Source organism: Streptomyces sp. CA-294286 (genome assembly GCF_050947155.1).
Lineage (GTDB): Bacteria > Actinomycetota > Actinomycetes > Streptomycetales > Streptomycetaceae > Streptomyces.
The window spans coordinates 344328-363338 of record NZ_CP192005.1 but is presented as its reverse complement, the minus strand read 5'-3'; the positions used below and the strand labels follow the sequence as shown (position 1 = coordinate 363338).

Sequence of the window (19011 nt, the reverse complement as noted above, 5' to 3'; positions counted from 1 at the left end):
GCTCCCCGCACGGACGGTGAAGCCGAACTTCCGTTGCGGAGAGGGGAGTTCTCCCGACCCAGGAAACGCATGTTGTCAACCCCGGCGTGCACGGCGCACACGCGGCGTGCACGGCCGACTCCGCAGCTCGAACGGCCGACAAAGGTGTATGTCGACACCTTGCCGCGCTCCCGCAGCGGCAGGGACGGTAGAAGCGATCTTCGCCACTCTCCGTCACACCTCAGGAGCTGCGCATGAGCGTGACCCGCCGGTACAGGGACGTCTGGGAGGGTTTCTGGGAAGCCGCGCCGGAGCGGGCGGGCGCGGTCCTGTGGGACGCGGAGCCCGCGCTCACCGCCGGCGTCCACCTCGCCCTCTTCGAGCCCCACATGACCGAGTACGTACTGCCCGTCGTCGACCTCGGCTGCGGCAACGGCACCCAGACCCGCTACCTCGCCGACCGGTTCCCCCTGGTGGCGGGCGTGGACCTGGCGCCCGCCGCCATCGCGAGGGCGCGCCGCCTGGACCCCGGCGGCCGGGTGCGCTTCGGCGTCGCCGACGCCACCGATCCGGCCGCGGTACGGGCACTGCACACGGAGCTGGGCGATGCCCAGGTGTACCTGCGCGGCGTGCTGCACCAGGCCGGGCCCGACGACCGGGAGGCGCTCGCCGGAGCCGTGGCGACCCTGGTGGGGGAGCGGGGGCGGGCCTTCGTGGTGGAGCCGGCGGAGGCGGCCGGCCACATCCTCGACGCCCTGGCCCGCGACCCCGAAGGCCCGCCGCTCACGCTGCGCCCGCTCCTCGCCCACGGGATAGCCACCGGCGGGCTGACCGAGGACCAGGCGCCCGAGCTGTTCCGGGCGGCGGGGCTGCGGGTCCTCGCCGCGGGGGAACTGCCGCTGACCACCACCGCGCACCGCGCGAACGGCACCCGGATCGAGCTTCCGGCACGCTGGCTGGTGGTGGGCCGGGCGCGGTGAGCGCCGGGAGGGGCCGCGCGGCGCCGCCGGATTCCGTACGTACACTCACCAGGCATGACGCAGCTGTGCACGGGTGATGACAGCGGTAGGCCGAGCGAAGGGTGTGAGCATCGGTGAAGATCCTCATCAGCGCCGACATGGAGGGCGCCACCGGTGTCACCTGGCCGGCCGACGTCCTGCCCGGCACCCCGCAGTGGGAGCGCTGCCGGTCGATGTTCACCTCCGACGTGAACGCGGCCGTCCTGGGCTTCTTCGACGGCGGCGCGGACGAGGTCCTCATCAACGAGGCCCACTGGACGATGCGCAACCTGCTGCTCGAACGGCTCGACGACCGCGCCCTCATGCTCACCGGGCGCCACAAGTCGCTCAGCATGGTCGAGGGCGTCCAGCACGACGACGTCGACGGCATTGCCTTCGTCGGCTACCACACGGGCGCCGGCGCGGAAGGCGTCCTCGCGCACACCTACCTCGCCAACTCGCTCACCGGGGTGTGGCTCAACGGCAGGCGCGCGAGCGAGGGACTGCTCAACGCGCATGTCGTCGCCGAGTACGGGGTACCGGTCGTCCTCGTCACCGGCGACGACCTCACCTGTGAGGACGCCGACGGGTACGCGCCCGCCGCCCACAAGGTGGCGGTCAAGGACCACGTCTCGCGGTACGCGGCCGTGTGCCGGACCCCGGCCCGAACCGCGGCCGACATCCGCGCCGCCGCCGAGCGGGCCGCCGTGCTGGCGGTGCGTCACGAGCCGGTGCGAGGCGGCCCCTTCACGGTGGAGATGGAGTTCGACGCCGCCCACCTGTCCGACGTGGCCACCGTCGTGCCGGGCGTGGACCGGAGCGGTGAACGGCGTGTCTCCTACACCAGCCCGACGATGTATGAGGGCATTCGTACCTTCAAGGCGGTCACGACGATCGTCTCGTCCGCTGTGGAGGAGCAGTATGGGTGACCACGACATCGACCGGACCGCGCTGGACGAGGTGGTCGCCTTCACCTCCGACCTGATCCGCATCGACACCACCAACAGGGGCAGCGGCGACTGCTTCGAGCGGCCGGCCGCCGAGTACGCCGCCGAACGCCTCGCCGACGCGGGCCTCGACGTGCACCTGCTGGAACGCACCCGGGGGCGCACCAACGTCGTCGCCCGCATCGCCGGGACCGACCCGTGCGCGGACGCGCTCCTGGTCCACGGCCACCTCGACGTCGTCCCCGCCGAGCCCGCCGACTGGTCCGTGCACCCCTTCTCCGGGGAGGTCCGCGACGGCGTGGTGTGGGGGCGCGGCGCCGTCGACATGAAGAACATGGACGCGATGGTGCTGTCCGTCGTCCGTGCCTGGGCGCGTACCGGAGTGCGGCCGCGCCGGGACATCGTGATCGCCTACACCGCCGACGAGGAGGCCAGTGCGGTCGACGGCGCCGACTTCCTCGTCGAGGAACACGCGCACCTCTTCGAAGGCTGCACGGAAGGCATCAGCGAATCGGGCGCGTACACCTTCCACGCCGGACCCGGCATGGAGATCTACCCCATCGCCGCGGGCGAGCGCGGCACGGGGTGGCTCAAGCTCACCGGCTACGGGACGGCGGGGCACGGCTCCAAGGTCAATCCCGCCAATGCGGTGAGCCGTCTCGCCGCCGCCGTCGCCCGGATCGGCGAGCACGAGTGGCCGGTGCGTCTGACCCCGACGGTACGGGCCTGCCTGCGCGAGCTGGCCGCACTGCACGACCTGGACGCCCCCGACCCGGACGACCCCGCGTTCGACGTGGACGCCCTGCTCAACAAGCTCGGCCCGTCCGCCGCCCTGGTGGAGGCGACCGTGCGCAACAGTGCCAACCCGACCATGCTGACCGGCGGTTACAAGGTCAACGTCATCCCCGGCAGTGCGAGCGCCCACATCGACGGAAGGTTTCTGCCGGGCGGCGAGCGCGAGTTCGCCGCGACGATGGACCGGCTGACCGGCGAGTACGTCGACTGGGAGTTCCACCACCGCTCGCCCGCCGTCGAGGCCCCGGTCGACTCACCGACGTACCGGCAACTCGCTCGTTCCGTACAGGAGTTCGCGCCGGAGGGGCACGTCGTGCCGTACTGCATGTCGGGCGGTACGGACGCCAAGCAGTTCGCCCGGCTCGGCATCACCGGCTACGGATTCTCGCCGCTGAAGCTGCCCGAGGGCTTCGACTACGAGGCGCTCTTCCACGGGGTCGACGAACGCGTCCCGGTCGAAGCACTGCACTTCGGGGTGCGCGTGCTGGACCATTGCCTTCGCAGGGCTTGACGCCCGCACAGTTCGACGACCGCAGGGCTCAGGGAAGCCCGACCACAGCCGGGGAGTTGCAGCATGGTGCCCATCGGGCCTTACGGAAGCTGGCCGTCACCGATCGACGCCGCGCTCGCCGCCTCGCACGACGGGGCGCCGCAGTTCGTCGGCACGGTCGGCGACGAGGTGTGGTGGACCGCCCCCCGCCCCGAGGAGGCCGGCCGCCGGGCGCTGCTGCGGCTGCTGCCGGACGGCCGCGAGCAGTCCGTCCTGCCGGCCCCCTGGAACGTGCGCAGCCGCGTCGTCGAGTACGGCGGCCAGCCCTGGGCCGGCACCCCCCGGGCCGCGGACGGGCCGCTCGTCGCCTTCGTCGACTTCGCCGACCAGCGGCTGTACGCGTACGAGCCGGACGCCCCCGCCGCCGGCGACCCGCGCCCGCTCACCCCGCTCTCGTCCGTCGGCGACGGACTGCGCTGGGTCGACCCGGTGATCCACGGCGACGAGGTGTGGTGCGTACTGGAGGAGTTCACCGGCCCTGCGGCCACCGACGTGCGCCGGGTGATCGCCGCCGTGCCGCTGGACGGATCGGCGGCCGATGACCGTACCCGGGTGCGGGAGCTGAGTGACGGCCGGCACCGCTTCGTCACCGGGCCACGGATCTCCCCGGACGGTCGGCAGGCCGCCTGGATCGGCTGGGACCACCCCCGGATGCCGTGGGACGGCACAGAGGTGGTCGTCGCCGAGATTCCCGCCCACAAGGAGCCGTTCAGCGGCGCGCGCACCGTCGCGGGCGGCGAGGAGGAGTCGGTCTGCCAGGTCGAGTGGGACCGGGACGGGACCCTGCTCTTCGCCTCCGACCGGGGCGGCTGGTGGGAGCTGTACCGGCTGCGCAGGGACGGAACCCGCATCAGCGGGGCGCTGTGCCTGGGCCGGGAGGAGGAGTTCGGCGGACCGCTGTGGCAGATCGGGCTGCGCTGGTTCCACCCCCTGGACAGCGGACTGATCGCCGTCGTGCACGGCAGGGGCACCACCGCGCTCGGCATACTCGACCCCGAGACCGGCGAACTGGTCGACGCGGCGGGCCCCTGGACCGCGTGGGCGCCCACCCTCGCCGTGTGCGGCGACCGGGTCGTCGGCGTCGCCGCCAGCCCGCGCAGCGGCCACGAGATCGTGGAACTCATCCCCGCCACCGGCCGTGCCCGCGTCATCGCCTCCCCGCACGACGACCCCGTCGACCCCGCGTACTACCCCGAACCCCTCATCCGTACCTTCGTCGGCCCCCAGGGCCACGACATCCACGCCCACATCTACCCGCCGCACCACCCCGAACGCATCGCTCCCGGCGACGAGTTGCCGCCCTACGTCGTATGGGCGCACGGCGGTCCCACCGACCACGCGCCCCTCGTCCTGGACCTGGAGATCGCCTACTTCACCTCGCGCGGCATCGGCGTCGCCGAGGTCAACTACGGCGGCTCCACCGGCTACGGGCGCGAGTACCGCAACCGGCTGCGCGGCCAGTGGGGCGTCGTCGACGTCGAGGACTGCGCGGCGGTCGCCCTCGCCCTCGCGGAGGAGGGCACCGCCGACCCGCTCAGGCTCGCCGTCCGGGGCGGCAGCGCGGGCGGATTCACCGTGGCAGCCTCGCTCGCGGCGACGGACGTGTACGCGTGCGGCACCCTCAAGTACCCCGTACTCGACCTGGCGGCATGGGCGACGGGGGAGACCCACGACCTGGAGTCCCGCTACCCCGAGTCGCTGGTCGGGCCGCCCGCGGCCTGCCCCGAGATCTACGCGCAGCGCTCGCCCGTCGAGCACGCCGACCGGATCACCGCCCCCTTCCTGCTGCTCCAGGGGCTCGACGACCCGGTCTGCCCGCCCGCGCAGGCCGAACGGTTCCTCGCGCTGATGGCGGGGCGCGGCATACCGCACGCCTACCTCGCCTTCGAGGGGGAGGGGCACGGATTCCGCAGGGCCGACACCATGACCAGGGCCCTGGAGGCCGAACTCTCGCTGTACGCGCAGGCTTTCGGCGCCGACCGCACCGACGTGCCGCGACTGGAGCTCGACAAATGACCCCGTGCCCGGTGGAGTTGTCCCGACCGGCGCGGCTGCGCCCCGGCGCGCGGGTCGCCGTGGTGGCCCCCAGCGGCCCGGTGCCCGAGGACCGGCTGGCACAGGGCCTGGACATCCTGCGCGGCTGGGACCTCGACCCGATGGTGATGCCCCATGTCCTGGACCGGCACCCGGAGTTCGGATACCTGGCCGGGGACGACGCGGCCCGCGCCCGCGACCTCACCGAGGCGTGGTGCGACCCGACCGTGTCCGCCGTGCTGTGCGCACGCGGCGGGTACGGGGTCCAGCGCATGGTCGACCTCGTCGACTGGGCGGCCATGCGGGCGGCCACGGCGGCGTACGGCAGGCCCAAGGTCTTCGTCGGCTACAGCGACATCACCGCCCTGCACGAGGCCTTCGCCCAGCGCATGGGCGTCGCCACCCTGCACGGCCCGATGACCGCGACGCTCGCCTTCCTCAAGGACGGCCCCACCCAGGAGTCGCTGCGCGCCACCCTCTTCGCCCCCGAGACCGTCCGCACGCTCGGCCTGCCCACCGCACGCACCCTGGTGCCCGGCCGGGCGCACGGCGTCACCCTCGGCGGCTGCGTCTCGCTGCTGGCCGCGGACCTCGGCACCCCGTACGCCAGGCCCTCCGCGCGCGGCGGTCTCCTCGTCATCGAGGACATCGGCGAAGAGGCGTACCGGCTGGACCGCGTCCTGACCCAACTCCTGCGCTCCGGCTGGCTGGACGGCGTCGCGGGGATCGCCCTCGGGTCATGGGCGCAGTGCGGACCCTACGAGCAGGCGGTCCGGCCCGTCCTGCTGGACCGGCTGGGCGGACTCGGTGTGCCGGTGGTCGAGGAACTCGGCTTCGGGCACGCGGCGACCGCGCTGACCGTGCCGCTCGGCCTGCCCGCCGTGCTGGACGCGGACGCCGGGACGCTGACGCTGGACGCGCCCGCGCTGATGTGAGCCGGGGTGCGGTCGGCCCTCCGGCACACCCGTGACCCGCACCGCGCCGCTGAGGGCGGCACCGCCCCGGGCCGCGTCCCTGCCGGGCGACGGAGGCACCGGCCGCCGCCGCCGCCCGCCGCCGCCGCCCGCCGTCCGCGGCGTCACCCGTACGGACTCTCCCACTGCCCCCGTGCGGCCGGGACCAGCCCATCCTGGACAGCGGGAGGGGCGCAGAACGCCCCGGGAACGGAACCAGGAGGCACAAGGAATGCGGAAGTGTGCGGCGGCGATCGCGGTACTGGCCCTGACAGCCACAGCCACAGCCACAGCCACAGCCACAGCCACCGGAGCGGCGACGGCGGCGCCCCCGGCTCCGGCGGCACGGGCGGCGGCCCCGGCTCCGCCGAAGGACGAGCCCGTTCCGCTGCCGAACTTCGTCGGACGGAACCTCTTCCACGTCTACCACACGGTCAGCGCCGAGACCGCCCTGGAGCGCAAGGACATCAGCGGCCAGAACCGCAGGGTGATGTGGCCGCCCAACTGGAAGGTGTGCACCCAGTCGCCGAAGGCCGGCACCAGGTTGCAGGGCGGCACGCTCAAGCTGGGAGTGGTCAAGACCAACGAGAAGTGCCCGAACCGCCGAACCGCCGAACCGCTGACGCGGGGCCGGTAGCGCCCTTCGGATTCGTCCGGGACCGTGACGACCGGTACGAAGGCCGCGGAGATCCGGTCGGCGAGGCGCTGGGCGAGGATGCCGTACGCCGCCTCGGCCGCGGCGCTCTCGTCCGCCGACGCCTTCGGACCGAGGGGGCGGTGCGGCGCCCGGCGGCCTGTCGCGCCGGTGACGAAGGGGTGCGCCCCCCGACGTACCATCGTCGGATGTTCGGAGCAGCCTCCCCCGCCCCCCACCACTCCGCCCCGGGCCCGCGGGTGGGCATCCGGCCGTTCCGCCTGTCCGACGCGGAGGAGTTCACCGCGCGGGTCCGCGAGAGCCGTGAACTGCACGGGCCGTGGCTCGCGCCGCCGGACACCCCGGCGAAGTTCCGCCGGTACGCGGGCGCGCTGATCGAGGACCCGACCCGCGTCGGCTTCCTCGTGTGCACCCGCGACGACGACCGGATCGCCGGCTTCGTCAACGTCAACAACATCGTCGAGGGCGCCTTCCAGAACGGCGCCCTCGGCTACGGCGCGTTCGCGCACGCGGCGGGCCGGGGCCTGCTGTCCGAGGGTCTGGACCTCGTGCTCAACCGCGCCTTCGGACGCCTCGGCCTGCACAGGCTGGAAGCGAACATCCAGCCCGGCAACGAGGCGTCCCGCGCCCTCGTCCGCAAGGCGCACTTCCGGTACGAGGGCTACTCGCCCGACTTCCTGTTCCTCGCCGGAGCCTGGCGCGACCACGAACGCTGGGCGCTCACCGCGCCCGAGTACCGGCCGCTGACTCCTACGCGGGAGCCGGAGCGGTGCGAGGAGCGCGAGGCGGGTGACGAGTACCAGGCGCATGACGACCAGGAGCCGCGTGGGGAGCACGAGGCGCGTGACGACCACGAGACGCGTGCGGAGCACGAGGCGCACCACTGAGCGCCTCACCCGGGTCGGCCAGTGCCCGCGGGGCCCGGCGGGGTGACTCGACGACGATCATCGACTTCGCGATCCAGTCCCCGGGCCGGAGCGGGCCCGCGGTCGGGGAACCGCGACGTCCGACAGACGTGGACGGCCGGGGGTCAGGAGTCCTCCGAGCCGCGCCGGTCCACGTACTCGAAGACCGATCCGTCCGGGTGCAGGACGATCAGGTTGCGGCCCACCGGAGTCACCACCGGGCCCGCGACGATCTGCGCACCGGCCGCGGTGAGCGTCACGTGCGCCTCGTCGACGTCCTTCACCGCGATCGTCGCCGCCACCTTGCGCAACAGGTCGATCTCCTCGCGCGGCCCGCTCATCACCAGGAAGCAGCCGACGGCGGCGACGGACACCCCGCCGCGCTCGAAGCGCAGGGCGCGGGAGCCCGTGATGCGCTCGTAGAAGGCGGCCGTGGTGTCCAGCGCCGCGGGGTCGCCGACGTAGACGCGCAGGGTGGTTCCCAAGATCTCCATACGCACGAGGGTAGTTGGGCGGGGGAGCGGAGGGGATCCGTTCCGCGCTACGAGCCGTCGTACGGGGCGAGGGCGAGGGTGCGGCCGTTGGGGCGTCGGGTCGGCGGTCAGGACCGGCAGAGGACCTCGCCGTGCGGCACCATGAACCAGGCGTCCTGGTGCGCACCCCACTCGCGCCAGCCGTCCGCGATCTCCGCGAGTCGGGCGGCGGTCGTGTGGCCGCCCTCCACCGCGAGCGCCGCGTACGAGGAGGAGACCGTGCGGTCCGCCCAGAGCCCGCTCCACCAGCCGAGTTCGTCCCGCTCCGCGTAGCACCAGACGCCCGCGGAGGACGTGAGGTCGGTGAAACCGGCCCGCCGGGCCCAGGAGCGCAGCCTGCGTCCGGCGTCCGGCTCTCCGCCGTTGGACCTGGCCACTCGCCGGTACAGCTCCAACCAGTCGTCCATCCGCGGCAGTTCGGGGAACCAGGTCATCGCCGCGTAATCACTGTCCCGGGCCGCGACGACACCGCCGGGACGGCAGACACGGCGCATCTCGCGCAGGGCGGCGACCGGGTCACCCACGTGCTGGAGCACCTGGTGGGCGTGAACGACGTCGAAGGAGCCGTCCGGGAAGTCGAGGGCGTGCACGTCGGCGGTGGCGAACTCCACGTGGTGCAGGCCGCGTTCGGCAGCCGCCGCGCGGGCCTGGTCGAGTACGCCCGCCGCGGCGTCGACGCCGGTCACCCGCCCCTCCGGGCCGACCAGCTCCGCCAGATCGGCGGTGATGGTCCCCGGACCGCAGCCCACGTCCAGTACGCGGTCACCCGGCCGGAGGTGCGGGATCAGATACGCGGCGGAGTTGGCTGCGGTGCGCCAGGTGTGGGAACGCAGTACGGACTCGTGGTGGCCGTGGGTGTAGACGGCGCTCTCCGCACCCGCTGTCCGACCCGCGCCCGTGGCCGTTCTCGGCATCGCCTTGGTCATGGTGGTACTCCTTCGCACTCGCTGGGCGGTGAGTGCGTCAACGGTACGCCGGAGTTCTGAATGGTGAGATAGGTGTCTTGCCATACGGACGCGAGGCAAGGGGGATCCGGCCTGTGCGGCCTGTGCGGCCTGTGCGGCGGGCGGTGACGGGGCGCCGTCCGGCGTGTACGGCGCGCGTGCCGTCCGGATCCGCCGCCGCGCCCGTACCGCCGGGTGCGCTGTCCGGATCGGCCGCCGCGCCCGTACCGCCCGGCGTGCCGTCCGGACCCGCCGCGGCGCCCGTACCGCCCGGCGTCCCCGCTTCTCCGCCGGCTGTGCTGCGGCTCACCGCACCACGCCCTTCTCCACCATCAGCCGCACCGCCGCCGCCACCGACCGGGCGTCGATGCCCGCGCCGTACAACTGCTCCTCGGGGCTCGCCGACCCGGGCATGCTGGACACCGAGAGGCGCACCATGCGCGGCGTGGGACGGCCGTCGGCGAACGCCTCGGCCACCGCGTCCCCGATGCCGCCCTCGGGGTGGTGGTCCTCGACCGTCACCAGGCAGCCGGTCTCCTCGGCCGCCGTCCACAGGGTCGGCGCGTCGACCGGCTTGACGGAGTACAGGTCGACCACCCGCACGTCGATGCCGTCGGCTGCCAGCTGGTCGGCCGCCGCCAGCGCCTCGGGCACCGTCGTTCCCGCCGCGACCAACGTCAGCCGGTCCGCGTCGGAGCGCCGCAGGACCTTGCTGCCGCCGATCGGGAACTCCTCGTCCGGGCCGTAGAGGACGTCCGTGGCACCCCGGCCGGTACGCAGGTACCGGATGCCGCGCAGGTCTGCCATGGCGGCGACGAGCTTCGCCGTCTGGTTGGCATCACTGGGGCACAGCACCGTGCTGCCGTGCACGCCACGCATCATCGCCAGGTCTTCGAGCCCCATCTGGGAGGGCCCGTCCTCGCCGATGGCGACTCCCGCGTGCGAGCCGATCACGTTCAGGTCCGCCCGGCTGACCGCCGCCATCCGCAGGAAGTCGTGGGCGCGGGTGAGGAAGGCGGCGAAGGTCGACACGTACGGCACGTGACCGCGCACCTGCATGCCGACACCCGCCGCGACCAGGAGCTGTTCGGCGATGTAGTACTCGAAGTACCGGTCGGGGTGGTCCTTGCCGAAGTACTCGGTGCGGGTCGAGTCGCCGACCTCGCCGTCCAGCGCCACCACGTCGCCGCGTGCCGCACCCAGCGCGGCCAGCGCCTTGCCGAAGGCGTCGCGGGTGGCGACCTGCTCGCCGCCCTTCTCGAAGCGCGGCAGGGCGAGGTGCCCGCTGGGCACCGCGTGCAGGGTGCGCGCCGCCGACGGCTTCCGCACGTCGACGTGGATCGCCCGTACGCCGCCCAGCTCCGCGATGGCGTCCGTGACGTCCTCCAGCGGCTTGCCGTGCTTGCCCTCCTGGTCGGCGACCGCGTCGACGCCCTTGCCCTTGACCGTCTTCGCGAGGATCGCGGTGGGCCGGCCGGTGGTCGAACAGGCCTCCCGGTACGCCCGGTCGACCTCGTCCACGTCGTGCCCGTCGATCTCGACCGTGTGCCAGCCGAACGCCTGCAGACGGCGGGCGTACGCGTCGAGGTCGTGGCCGTGGCGGGTGGGACCGCGCTGGCCGAGCCGGTTCACGTCGACGACCAGTGTCAGGTTGTCGAGGTCCTCGGCGGCGGCGTGCTCGATCGCCTCCCACACCGACCCCTCGGCCATCTCGCTGTCGCCGCTGATCACCCACACCCGGTACGGGATCCGCTCCAGCCGCTTTCCGGACATCGCGATGCCGACGCCGACCGGCAGCCCCTGTCCGAGCGAGCCGGTCGCCACGTCCACCCACGGCAGCCGGGGCGTCGGGTGGCCTTCGAGGCGGCTGCCGCGGGTGCGGAAGGTGAGCAGTTCCTCGTCCGTGACCGCGCCCGCCGCCCGGTACAGGGAGTACAGGAGCGGCGAGGCATGCCCCTTGGAGAGGATCAGGTGATCGTTGCCGGGGTGGTCGGGGCGGTCGAAGTCGTAGCGCAGGTGGTTCGCCAGGAGTACGGCGGCCAGTTCGGCGGCGGACATCGACGAGGTCGCGTGACCGGACCCGGCCGTGTCCGTGGCGCGGATGGAGTCAACCCGCAACTGCTGTGCTAGGTCGACGAGTTCGGCGGTGGACAGGCCCTGCTTCGGCATGCTTCTCCTCTGTGTCGTGGGTCTTTCGTGTGTCGTGGTTCTCGTCGGCGTGCTGTGCGGTGGTCGGGGTGAACGCGCCGGGCCGGGTGAGGTCCGGCACGGCCGCCGCGCCGCCGCGGGCGGACACCTCGGGCCGCCCCGACGCGTGCAGCGGCGGTTCCACCAGCAGGCGTCCGCGCTCGACGGCCGGGCCGAGGCCGGATGCCGACGGGTCGGGACGTACGCCCGCGCACCGGACGCGCGACCGGGTCGGCACGAACTCCCCTGCGTCCAGCAGCAATCCGCCCGTCGGCACCCGCGTCACGGACGCCCCCGGCCGAACGCCGACGCCGCGTTTGCGCAGTACCTTGTCCGCCATGTGCCGGTGAGCGCGACGCAGGCCCGGCGCGGCTCCGGGGTCCCGGCCGCGACCCGCGGGAGCAGGGGCAGGCGGGGGAGGTGGTGGGCGGGGTCGAGCAGTACGGCCTGGGCCCGGTCGTGCATCTGCCGGGAAGGGGGCAGGGCGGCGGCCTGGTGGCCGGCGCATCCTGCGCCTGCGACGGCGTTGCGCGGACGGTTCACGAGGGACTCCGGTCCATGTTCGGGGCGGGTGCGCGGCCCTGTCCCGCGTGCCCGTCACAGGGTCGCCCAAACGGCGTGATCGGTGCGTTTCCGGGCGTCGTCGCGGGTTACCCGGGAGATGTGCGCGTACGCCGCGTGCCGAAGCACACACGGACGGTGCGCCGCCGTACGCCCCCAGTTGCACGCACAGGGGCGGCCCCGACCAGCGCGGATTCTTCGACTTCTACCGGACCAAGTGCTGCCACGGGTTCAGGAGAGCTGAGATGAGACTGACGCAGACCGCCCACCGGCCGGCCTCCTCCCGGCGGCCGGCCCTCCGACCCGCGCTCTCCTGCCTGCTCGCCCGCCTCAGGTCCGTCGTCCTGCGGCGGCGGCACGCGTGAGGCCGCCGACGTGACCGCCGCCCGCAGAACCGCTCTGCTACCGCTGGAACAACTCGAAGTGTCCTCCTACTCGGTGCCGACCGACGGCCCGGAGGCGGACGGCACGCTCGCCTGGGAAGCGACTCCGGTCGTGGTGGTCGAGGCACGGGCGCAGGGTTCGGTCCACGGCACCGGGTGGACGTACGGGCCGGCCGCCGTCGGCACCCTGATCACCCAGGACCTCGCCCCGCTCCTGCTCGGCTCGGAGGTCCTCGACATTCCGGCCGCGCACGACTCGATGTCGCGGGCGGTACGGGACTACGGCCGCCCCGGACTGACCTCGGCGGCGATCTCCGCCGTCGACCTCGCCCTGTGGGACCTCAAGGCCCGTCTGCTCGGCCTGCCCCTCGCCCGGCTCCTGGGAGCGGTACGGGACGAGGTGCCGGTGTACGGGAGCGGCGGATTCACCACCTACCACGACACGCACCTGGCGTCGCAGCTGGCGGGCTGGGTCCACGGCCAGGGCATCGAACGCGTCAAGATCCGGATCGGTGAGGCGTGGGGGAGGGCGGCCGTCCGTGACCTGGACAGGGTGCGGCTCGCCCGCGAAGTCATCGGTCTCCAGGCTGACTTGTACGTCGATGCGAGCGGGGGCTATACGCGCAAGCAGGCGGTGCGGATCGGCAGGCCGCTCGCGGAGCACGGCGTGGGGTGGTTCGAGGAGCCGGTGCCCGGCGAGGACCTGGCGGGGCTGCGTGTGGTGCGCGACGCGGTCGTGCAGGACGTGGCGTCGGGCGGGCGCGGCGGAGACCTCGCGGCCTTCGCCCGGCTGGTGACGGAGGGGGCCGTCGACTGTCTGGTGCTGGACGCGACGCGGTGCGGGGGAGTGACGGACTTCGTGCGTGCCGCGGGGGTGGCGCAGGCGCACGGACTGGAGGTATCCACCCGGGGAGCGCCGCACGTCCACGCACAGCTGGGGACGGTGGTGCCGAACCTCCGGCACGTGGAGTGGTTCCACGACCACGTGCGGGTGGAGTCGATGTTCTTCGACGGGGTCCTGGACCCCCGGGGCGGCGTGGTCCGGATCGACCGCTCCGCTCCCGGCCACGGGCTGACCCTGCGTCACGAAGAAGCCGAGCCCTACCGAGTCGCCTGAACAGGTGCCGGCCCCCACCGGGCACCGCCGCGTCCCCCGCGTCCCTGCCGCACAGCGACAGGGCGCCCCCACCGCGAATCGAACACCGCCACGGTCGCCAAGGGTTTGCGCCGTACCTGCGGGGTTACACGAAGCCCCGAGGCAGCCATGGCAAATACATCAGAGAACACCCCGAAGAAATCATCCACCAAGGCCGACGAAGAGCAGAGCGAAGAGCGTTCCCCGGAAAAGGGGAACGCGCGCAAGCCGGGGCCGATGCAGGTTCTGCGCGCAGCCCGCGAGCAGATCTCGGAACTCACCGGTATGCCCGCGGAATCCGTGTCCTCCTTCGAACAGACGGAGAACGGCTGGGTGCTTCTGGTGGAGGTGCTCGAACTTGAGCGCGTCCCCGACACCATGAGCCTGCTCGCCTCGTACGAGGTCCAGTTGGACCCGGACGGCGAGCTCACGGGATACCGCCGCGTCGGCCGTTACGAACGTGGTCGGGCCGACAAGAAGTGAAGGCCCAGCCCGTACATCCGTACCCGAACTAAGGAGGGCCGGTCGGTATGAGCGTTGTTCCGGCACAGCAAGGTGGAGGCGGCGGCGGTACCAGCGGCCTCTACGACGTTTTGGAGCTCGTCCTGGACCGCGGACTCGTCATCGACGCGTTCGTCCGTGTGTCCCTGGTCGGCATTGAGATCCTGAAGATCGACATTCGTGTCGTGGTCGCGAGCGTGGACACCTACCTGCGCTTCGCCGAGGCCTGCAACCGCCTCGACCTGGAGACCGGCGCCAAGAAGCCCTCCGGTCTGACCGACATCACCGGCGACATGATGGAGAAGGGCGCGTCCGGCAAGACCAAGGGCGCACTGTCGGGAGCCGCCGAGACCATATCCGGCGCGTTCCAGCAGGCCCGCGACGAGAGCCAGTCGGAGTCGAAGCCGCGCGCCCGCCGCACCACGTCCCGCCGTAAGGAGGAGCAGGAATGAGCACGTACGTCTACGGCATCACCCGGGCGGGACACCCTGGGCTCCCCGAGGAACTGACCGGCGTCGGCGACCCGCCGCGCCCCGTCCACCTCGTGCGGACCGGTGAACTGTCCGCGATCGTCAGTGAGGCGCCGGAAGGGCTGCGGCCCAAGCGCCGCGACCTGCTGGCCCACCAGACGGTCCTCTCCGAGGCCGGCGCGGGCGGCTCGGTGCTGCCGATGCGCTTCGGCAGCGTCTCGCCCGACGACGAGGCCGTGCACACGGTCCTCGCCGAGCGCGAGAAGCACTACCTGGAGCGGCTCGACGCCCTGGAGGGCAAGGTCGAGTACAACGTCAAGGCCTCCCACGACGAAGAGGCCGTGCTGCACCACGTCCTCGGCTCGAACACCGAACTGCGCGCCCTGAGCGAGGCGAACAGGGCCGCCGGTGGCGGCACGTACGAACAGAAGATCCACCTCGGCGAGCGCGTCGCCGCCGCCGTGCAGGAGCAGGAGAGGCAGGACGGGCAGCTCGTGCGCCAGGCGCTCGAAGGCCACGCCGTGGACACCAACCCCGGTCCCGAGAGCACCGGTTGGCTGGCCAACATCTCCTTCCTCGTGCAGCGCGACGACTCCGCCCCCTTCACCGAAGCGGTGGACGCGCTGCGACGCGAGGCCCCGCACCTGGTGCTCCAGGTCAACGGACCGCTCCCCCCGTACAGCTTCGTGGAGTAACCCCGTGGGCCTCCTGGGAGAACTGCTCCTGCTTCCGCTGGCCCCTGTCCGCGGCACCGGCTGGGTGCTGCGGCAGGTGGTCGCGGAGGCGGAGAAGCAGTACTACGACCCGTCGGCCATCCAGAGCGAACTCCGCCGTCTTGAGGAGAGCCTTGAGGCCGGCGAAATCGACGAGGCCGAATTCGACCGCCGCGAGGACGAACTCCTCGACCGGCTGGAGCAGAAGAGGATCGAAGGAAAATGAACAACAGGCTCGGACTGGGGCTCGCCGTGGGCGCGGGCTATCTGCTGGGGCGGACCAAGAAGCTGAAGTTCGCCTTCGCCGTCGGCACTTTCGTCGCAGGCAAGAAGCTGCAGCTGAGCCCGAAGGCGCTGATGGACCTCGCGTCCTCGCAGCTGCAGAACAACCCGCAGTTCAAGGAGTTGGGCGACCAGCTGCGCGAGGACATGCGCGGCGCGGGCAAGGCCGCCACCGGCGCGATCATCAACCGCCAGCTGAGCGGCCTCGCGGACAAGCTGCACGACCGCACCCTCAGCGTGCAGGACAAGGCGGCGGGCGTCGTTCCCGACATCACCAGCATGAAGGACCAGAAGGACCGGGACCAGGACGAAGAGCCCGAGGAGGAAGAGGAGGAGCAGCGCGAGACGCCCCGGCGGCAGACCCGCAAGAAGGCCGCCTCCTCCGACTCGGAATCCGAGTCCGGCTCCCGCAGCCGCTCCGGTTCGGGCTCCCGTACCGCGAAGAAGACCGCCTCCTCCGCGGCGAAGAAGACCGCCTCGGGCACGGCGAAGAAGACCGCGTCGGGCACGGCGAGGAAGACCGCCGGCACCACGAAGAAGACGGCAGCGAAGAAGACCGCCGCGAAGGGGGGCCAGGGCCGTGGCTGACATCAAGGACACCACCAAGGGCGCCGTCGGCGCCCTCAAGCCGGACAGCGAGATCACCGACCGGCTCAAGTCCGAGGCGCAGGCGTACCTCACCGCGCAGGTCACGCGCATCCTGACCGGTGCGGGCCGCAAGCTCGGCGAGTCCACCGTCAAGCTCAACGACATAGCCGAGGGCAACAGCCCCGGCTTCGCCAAGCTCGCGCTGGACGGCGGCCGGAAGATGGCCGAGGGCAAGGGCCCCATGCGCTCCGCAGTCGAACTCGGCGCGGGACACGTGAAGGACAAGGCCAAGGACGCCTTCTCCGGCCTCCTCGGCGGCAAGGGCAAGCGGAAGAAGGGCGGTGGCGGAGGCAAGCCGATCGTCATCCTGGAGACCATCGACGTCGGCGTGCCCGTGCGTACCGCCTACGACCAGTGGACCCGATACGAGGACTTCTCGACCTTCGCCAAGGGCGTCAAGAGCGCGACGACCGCGGACGACACCAGCTCCGACTGGAAGCTCAAGGTCTTCTGGTCCACGCGCAGTTGGAAGGCGCACACCACCCAGCAGGTTCCCGACCAGCGGCTGTCCTGGACGTCCGAGGGCGCCAAGGGCACCACCAAGGGCGTCGTCACCTTCCACGCGCTGGGCGACAACCTCACCCGTGTACTGCTCGTCATCGAGTACTACCCCAAGGGACTGTTCGAGAGGACCGGCAACATCTGGCGCGCCCAGGGCCGCCGGGCCCGGCTCGACCTCAAGAACTACGCCCGTCACATCTCGATGAAGGGTGAGATCGACGACGGCTGGCGCGGCGAGATCCAGGACGGCGAGGTCGTCAGGACCCACGAGGACGCCGTCGCCGAGGAGGAGGCCCGCGCCGAGCAGGACGGTCAGGAGGAGAACGAGCAGCCCGAGAACGACCGTCCCGAGGACGAGCACGAAGAGTACGAGCAGGACGACGAGCAGGACGACGAGCAGGACGAGGAGCAGGACCCCGAGGCCGAGTACGAGGAAGAGGACGAGGCCGCGGAGGACGAAGGGTCCGAGGACGAGGACCCGGAGGCCGAGTACGAGGAGGAGGGCGAGCCGGTCGACGAGGAGGAGGAAGTCGACGAGGAAGGCGAGCCGGAGGCCGAGTACGACGAGGAGGCCGGGGAAGCCGAGGAGGAGGAAGAGGACCCCGAGGCCGAGTACGAGGACGCCGAGGTGGTCGACGAGGACGACGAGGAGGACGCGGACTCCCGCAAGCAGCGTGAGTACGCGGATTCCGGAGACAAGGGCCGCTGATGACGACCGCGAGCAGAATGCCGGACCCGTACGGGTCCGGCGGCGGGGCCAACCTCGCCGACATCCTGGAACGGGTCCTGGACAAGGGCGTCGTGATCGCAGGCGACATCAAGATCAACCTGCTGGACATCGAGCTCCTCACGATCAAGCTCCGGCTGATCGTGGCCTCGGTCGACAAGGCCAAGGAAATGGGCATCGACTGGTGGGAGGACGACCCCTCCCTCTCCTCGGGAGCCAGGCGGCGCGAGATCACCGAGGAGAACGAGCGGCTGAAGCGGCGCATCGCCGACCTTGAGGCGGACTCCGCGGGAAGCACGGAGCGGGAGCTTGAATCCGCTCCGGACGGGAACACAGAAAAGGCATGACGGCAGCGAACGAGATGAACCACCCGCAGAGCGGCACGAACGCGGCGACGGACGGCCGGGCCCCGGCCCGGCCCGAGACCCGGCAGGCCCCGACGGGGACCCCGGGACTCCCGGAGAACGAACTCCGCTACGTGTACGCCGTGACCCGCCCCTTCGAGGGAGTCCTCCCCGAAGAGGGCGGGCGCGGCCTGGACGGCGAGCCGCCGCGGCTGCTGCACCACGGCGACCTGGTCGCCGTCGTCAGCCCGGTGCCGGCCGAGGACTTCGACGAGGCGCCCCTCAAGGCCCACCTCGAAGACCTCGACTGGCTCGCCGAGACCGCCCGCACCCACCAGCGGGTCATCACCGCCCTGACCACGCTCACCAGCCCGCTGCCGCTGCGGCTCGCGACGATCTGCCGCGACGACAGCGGGGTCCGGCGGCTCCTGGAGTCCGGGCGCACCCGGTTCGTCTCCGCCCTCGACCGGCTCGACGGGCGGGTCGAGTGGGGGGTGAAGGTGTACACCCACGCCCCGCCCCCCGCCGCCCCGTCCCCCGAGTCGGCCCCGGCGCCGAGCCCGGACGCCCCCGGCGCGGGACGCAGCTACCTCCAGCAGCGGCTCGCGCACCGGCGTACCCGCGAGACCGCGGCGAACCGCGCGGACGCGGTGTGCCGCAGGCTCCAGGAGGAACTGTCGCGGTCCGCCGAGCACACGGTGCTGCACCGCCTGCAGGACGGCAGGCTCTCCGGCCGCAGCGGCCAGAACGTCCTCAACGCCGCCTTCCTGGTGCCCCGCGCCGACAGCGAGGCATTCGTCGAGCGGGTGCGCGCCCTCACCCCCGGCGACGACGAGAGCGTCAAGGTCGAACTGACCGGCCCCTGGGCCCCGTACTCCTTCACCGACATCGGCGAGGAGGAGCCCACATGAGCCACTACACCGACGACCACGACATCGACGCCCTCGCCCAGCGCGAGATCGCCCTCGTCGACCTGCTCGACCGGCTGCTCGGCGGCGGAGTCGTGATCAGCGGTGACCTGACCCTGCGGATCGCCGACGTCGACCTCGTACGGATCGACCTCAACGCGCTCATCAGCTCGGTCAGCGAGAACGTGCCGTCTCCCTTCGAGGACATGAACTGACATGGCCCCGACCGACAAGGAACAGAGGGGGATTGCCATGGGCGACACGCGTCCGACGGGTCTCGACAAGGTCCTCGACGGCCTGGACGAAGCCCTCACCGGCGTCACGGACCTGCCCGGCACCACCACGAGCGCCGAGTTCG

General features: G+C 72.2%; 21 protein-coding genes. 16 read left to right on the top strand and 5 right to left on the bottom strand.

The genetic code is table 11. From position 1 onward, the window contains the following. Nucleotides 1-233: 233 nt before the first annotated feature. The 5 genes from ACQPZG_RS06900 (at nt 234) to ACQPZG_RS06880 (ending at nt 6238) form a co-directional block, all read left to right on the top strand. Nucleotides 234-959 (top strand): methyltransferase domain-containing protein, encoded by a 726-nt coding sequence (locus ACQPZG_RS06900; protein WP_433544937.1) that lies wholly within the window; start codon nt 234-236, stop codon nt 957-959. A 113-nt stretch (nt 960-1072) separates the two neighbouring features. Further along, entirely contained in the window at nt 1073-1906 is an 834-nt protein-coding gene (locus ACQPZG_RS06895; RefSeq protein ID WP_433544936.1) for a M55 family metallopeptidase, read from the top strand. Then, complete coding sequence (locus tag ACQPZG_RS06890) at nt 1899-3230, top strand: M20/M25/M40 family metallo-hydrolase (protein ID WP_433544935.1); 1332 nt, start codon at nt 1899-1901, stop codon at nt 3228-3230. The genes ACQPZG_RS06895 and ACQPZG_RS06890 overlap by 8 nt, the downstream gene beginning before the upstream one ends. Before the next feature lie 63 nt (nt 3231-3293). Further along, a complete protein-coding gene (locus ACQPZG_RS06885) occupies nt 3294-5285 on the top strand; it encodes a prolyl oligopeptidase family serine peptidase (RefSeq protein ID WP_433544934.1) in 1992 nt (663 codons plus the stop codon). Next, on the top strand, nt 5282-6238 hold the full coding sequence (locus ACQPZG_RS06880) for a S66 peptidase family protein (protein WP_433544933.1): 957 nt from the start codon (nt 5282-5284) through the stop codon (nt 6236-6238). The genes ACQPZG_RS06885 and ACQPZG_RS06880 overlap by 4 nt, the downstream gene beginning before the upstream one ends. Before the next feature lie 441 nt (nt 6239-6679). Here ACQPZG_RS06880 and ACQPZG_RS06875 read toward each other — a convergent pair whose 3' ends face one another. Beyond that, nucleotides 6680-7093, bottom strand: a complete 414-nt coding sequence (locus tag ACQPZG_RS06875) for a hypothetical protein (protein ID WP_433544932.1) — start codon at nt 7091-7093, stop codon at nt 6680-6682. 6 nt (nt 7094-7099) lie between these two features. Here ACQPZG_RS06875 and ACQPZG_RS06870 point away from each other — a divergent pair, with 6 nt between their 5' ends. After that, nucleotides 7100-7798: a GNAT family N-acetyltransferase gene (locus ACQPZG_RS06870; protein ID WP_433544931.1), complete on the top strand. Its 699-nt coding sequence runs from the start codon at nt 7100-7102 to the stop codon at nt 7796-7798. 143 nt (nt 7799-7941) lie between these two features. On the opposite strand, the gene ACQPZG_RS06865 is transcribed toward ACQPZG_RS06870, so the two are convergent. The 4 genes from ACQPZG_RS06865 to ACQPZG_RS06850 form a co-directional block, all read right to left on the bottom strand. Continuing rightward, on the bottom strand, nt 7942-8310 hold the full coding sequence (locus ACQPZG_RS06865; RefSeq protein WP_433544930.1) for a VOC family protein: 369 nt from the start codon (nt 8308-8310) through the stop codon (nt 7942-7944). A gap of 107 nt (nt 8311-8417) precedes the next feature. Beyond that, nucleotides 8418-9359 carry a methyltransferase domain-containing protein gene (locus ACQPZG_RS06860; RefSeq protein ID WP_433544929.1) on the bottom strand — a complete coding sequence of 314 codons (942 nt, stop codon included), beginning with the start codon at nt 9357-9359 and terminating at the stop codon, nt 8418-8420. Nucleotides 9360-9599: 240 nt separating this feature from the next. Further along, nucleotides 9600-11447 (bottom strand): transketolase, encoded by a 1848-nt coding sequence (locus tag ACQPZG_RS06855; RefSeq protein ID WP_433549290.1) that lies wholly within the window; start codon nt 11445-11447, stop codon nt 9600-9602. Further along, entirely contained in the window at nt 11401-11820 is a 420-nt protein-coding gene (locus ACQPZG_RS06850; protein WP_433544928.1) for a hypothetical protein, read from the bottom strand. Before ACQPZG_RS06850 ends, ACQPZG_RS06855 begins: the two co-directional genes overlap by 47 nt. Nucleotides 11821-12416: 596 nt before the next feature. Between ACQPZG_RS06850 and ACQPZG_RS06845 the strand changes: the two genes are divergently transcribed. The 10 genes from ACQPZG_RS06845 (at nt 12417) to ACQPZG_RS06800 (ending at nt 18868) form a co-directional block, all read left to right on the top strand. Continuing rightward, nucleotides 12417-13541 (top strand): enolase C-terminal domain-like protein, encoded by a 1125-nt coding sequence (locus ACQPZG_RS06845; protein ID WP_433544927.1) that lies wholly within the window; start codon nt 12417-12419, stop codon nt 13539-13541. 147 nt (nt 13542-13688) lie between these two features. Continuing rightward, a complete protein-coding gene (locus ACQPZG_RS06840; RefSeq protein ID WP_433544926.1) occupies nt 13689-14042 on the top strand; it encodes a gas vesicle protein in 354 nt (117 codons plus the stop codon). A 47-nt stretch (nt 14043-14089) separates the two neighbouring features. Then, nucleotides 14090-14512, top strand: coding sequence for a gas vesicle structural protein GvpA (locus ACQPZG_RS06835; RefSeq protein ID WP_185027436.1), 423 nt, complete (start codon nt 14090-14092; stop codon nt 14510-14512). After that, nucleotides 14509-15225 carry a GvpL/GvpF family gas vesicle protein gene (locus ACQPZG_RS06830; protein WP_433544925.1) on the top strand — a complete coding sequence of 239 codons (717 nt, stop codon included), beginning with the start codon at nt 14509-14511 and terminating at the stop codon, nt 15223-15225. The genes ACQPZG_RS06835 and ACQPZG_RS06830 overlap by 4 nt, the downstream gene beginning before the upstream one ends. A 4-nt stretch (nt 15226-15229) precedes the next feature. Beyond that, nucleotides 15230-15469, top strand: coding sequence for a gas vesicle protein GvpG (locus ACQPZG_RS06825; protein ID WP_433544924.1), 240 nt, complete (start codon nt 15230-15232; stop codon nt 15467-15469). Next, on the top strand, nt 15466-16113 hold the full coding sequence (locus ACQPZG_RS06820; RefSeq protein ID WP_433544923.1) for a DNA primase: 648 nt from the start codon (nt 15466-15468) through the stop codon (nt 16111-16113). The genes ACQPZG_RS06825 and ACQPZG_RS06820 overlap by 4 nt, the downstream gene beginning before the upstream one ends. A 1-nt stretch (nt 16114) precedes the next feature. After that, complete coding sequence (locus ACQPZG_RS06815) at nt 16115-17383, top strand: SRPBCC family protein (RefSeq protein WP_433549289.1); 1269 nt, start codon at nt 16115-16117, stop codon at nt 17381-17383. Further along, complete coding sequence (locus ACQPZG_RS06810; protein WP_185027444.1) at nt 17383-17748, top strand: gas vesicle protein; 366 nt, start codon at nt 17383-17385, stop codon at nt 17746-17748. The genes ACQPZG_RS06815 and ACQPZG_RS06810 overlap by 1 nt, the downstream gene beginning before the upstream one ends. Then, complete coding sequence (locus tag ACQPZG_RS06805) at nt 17745-18656, top strand: GvpL/GvpF family gas vesicle protein (protein WP_433544922.1); 912 nt, start codon at nt 17745-17747, stop codon at nt 18654-18656. Before ACQPZG_RS06810 ends, ACQPZG_RS06805 begins: the two co-directional genes overlap by 4 nt. Beyond that, nucleotides 18653-18868 (top strand): gas vesicle protein, encoded by a 216-nt coding sequence (locus ACQPZG_RS06800; RefSeq protein WP_221507338.1) that lies wholly within the window; start codon nt 18653-18655, stop codon nt 18866-18868. The genes ACQPZG_RS06805 and ACQPZG_RS06800 overlap by 4 nt, the downstream gene beginning before the upstream one ends. The last annotated feature ends 143 nt before the right edge of the window (nt 18869-19011 follow it).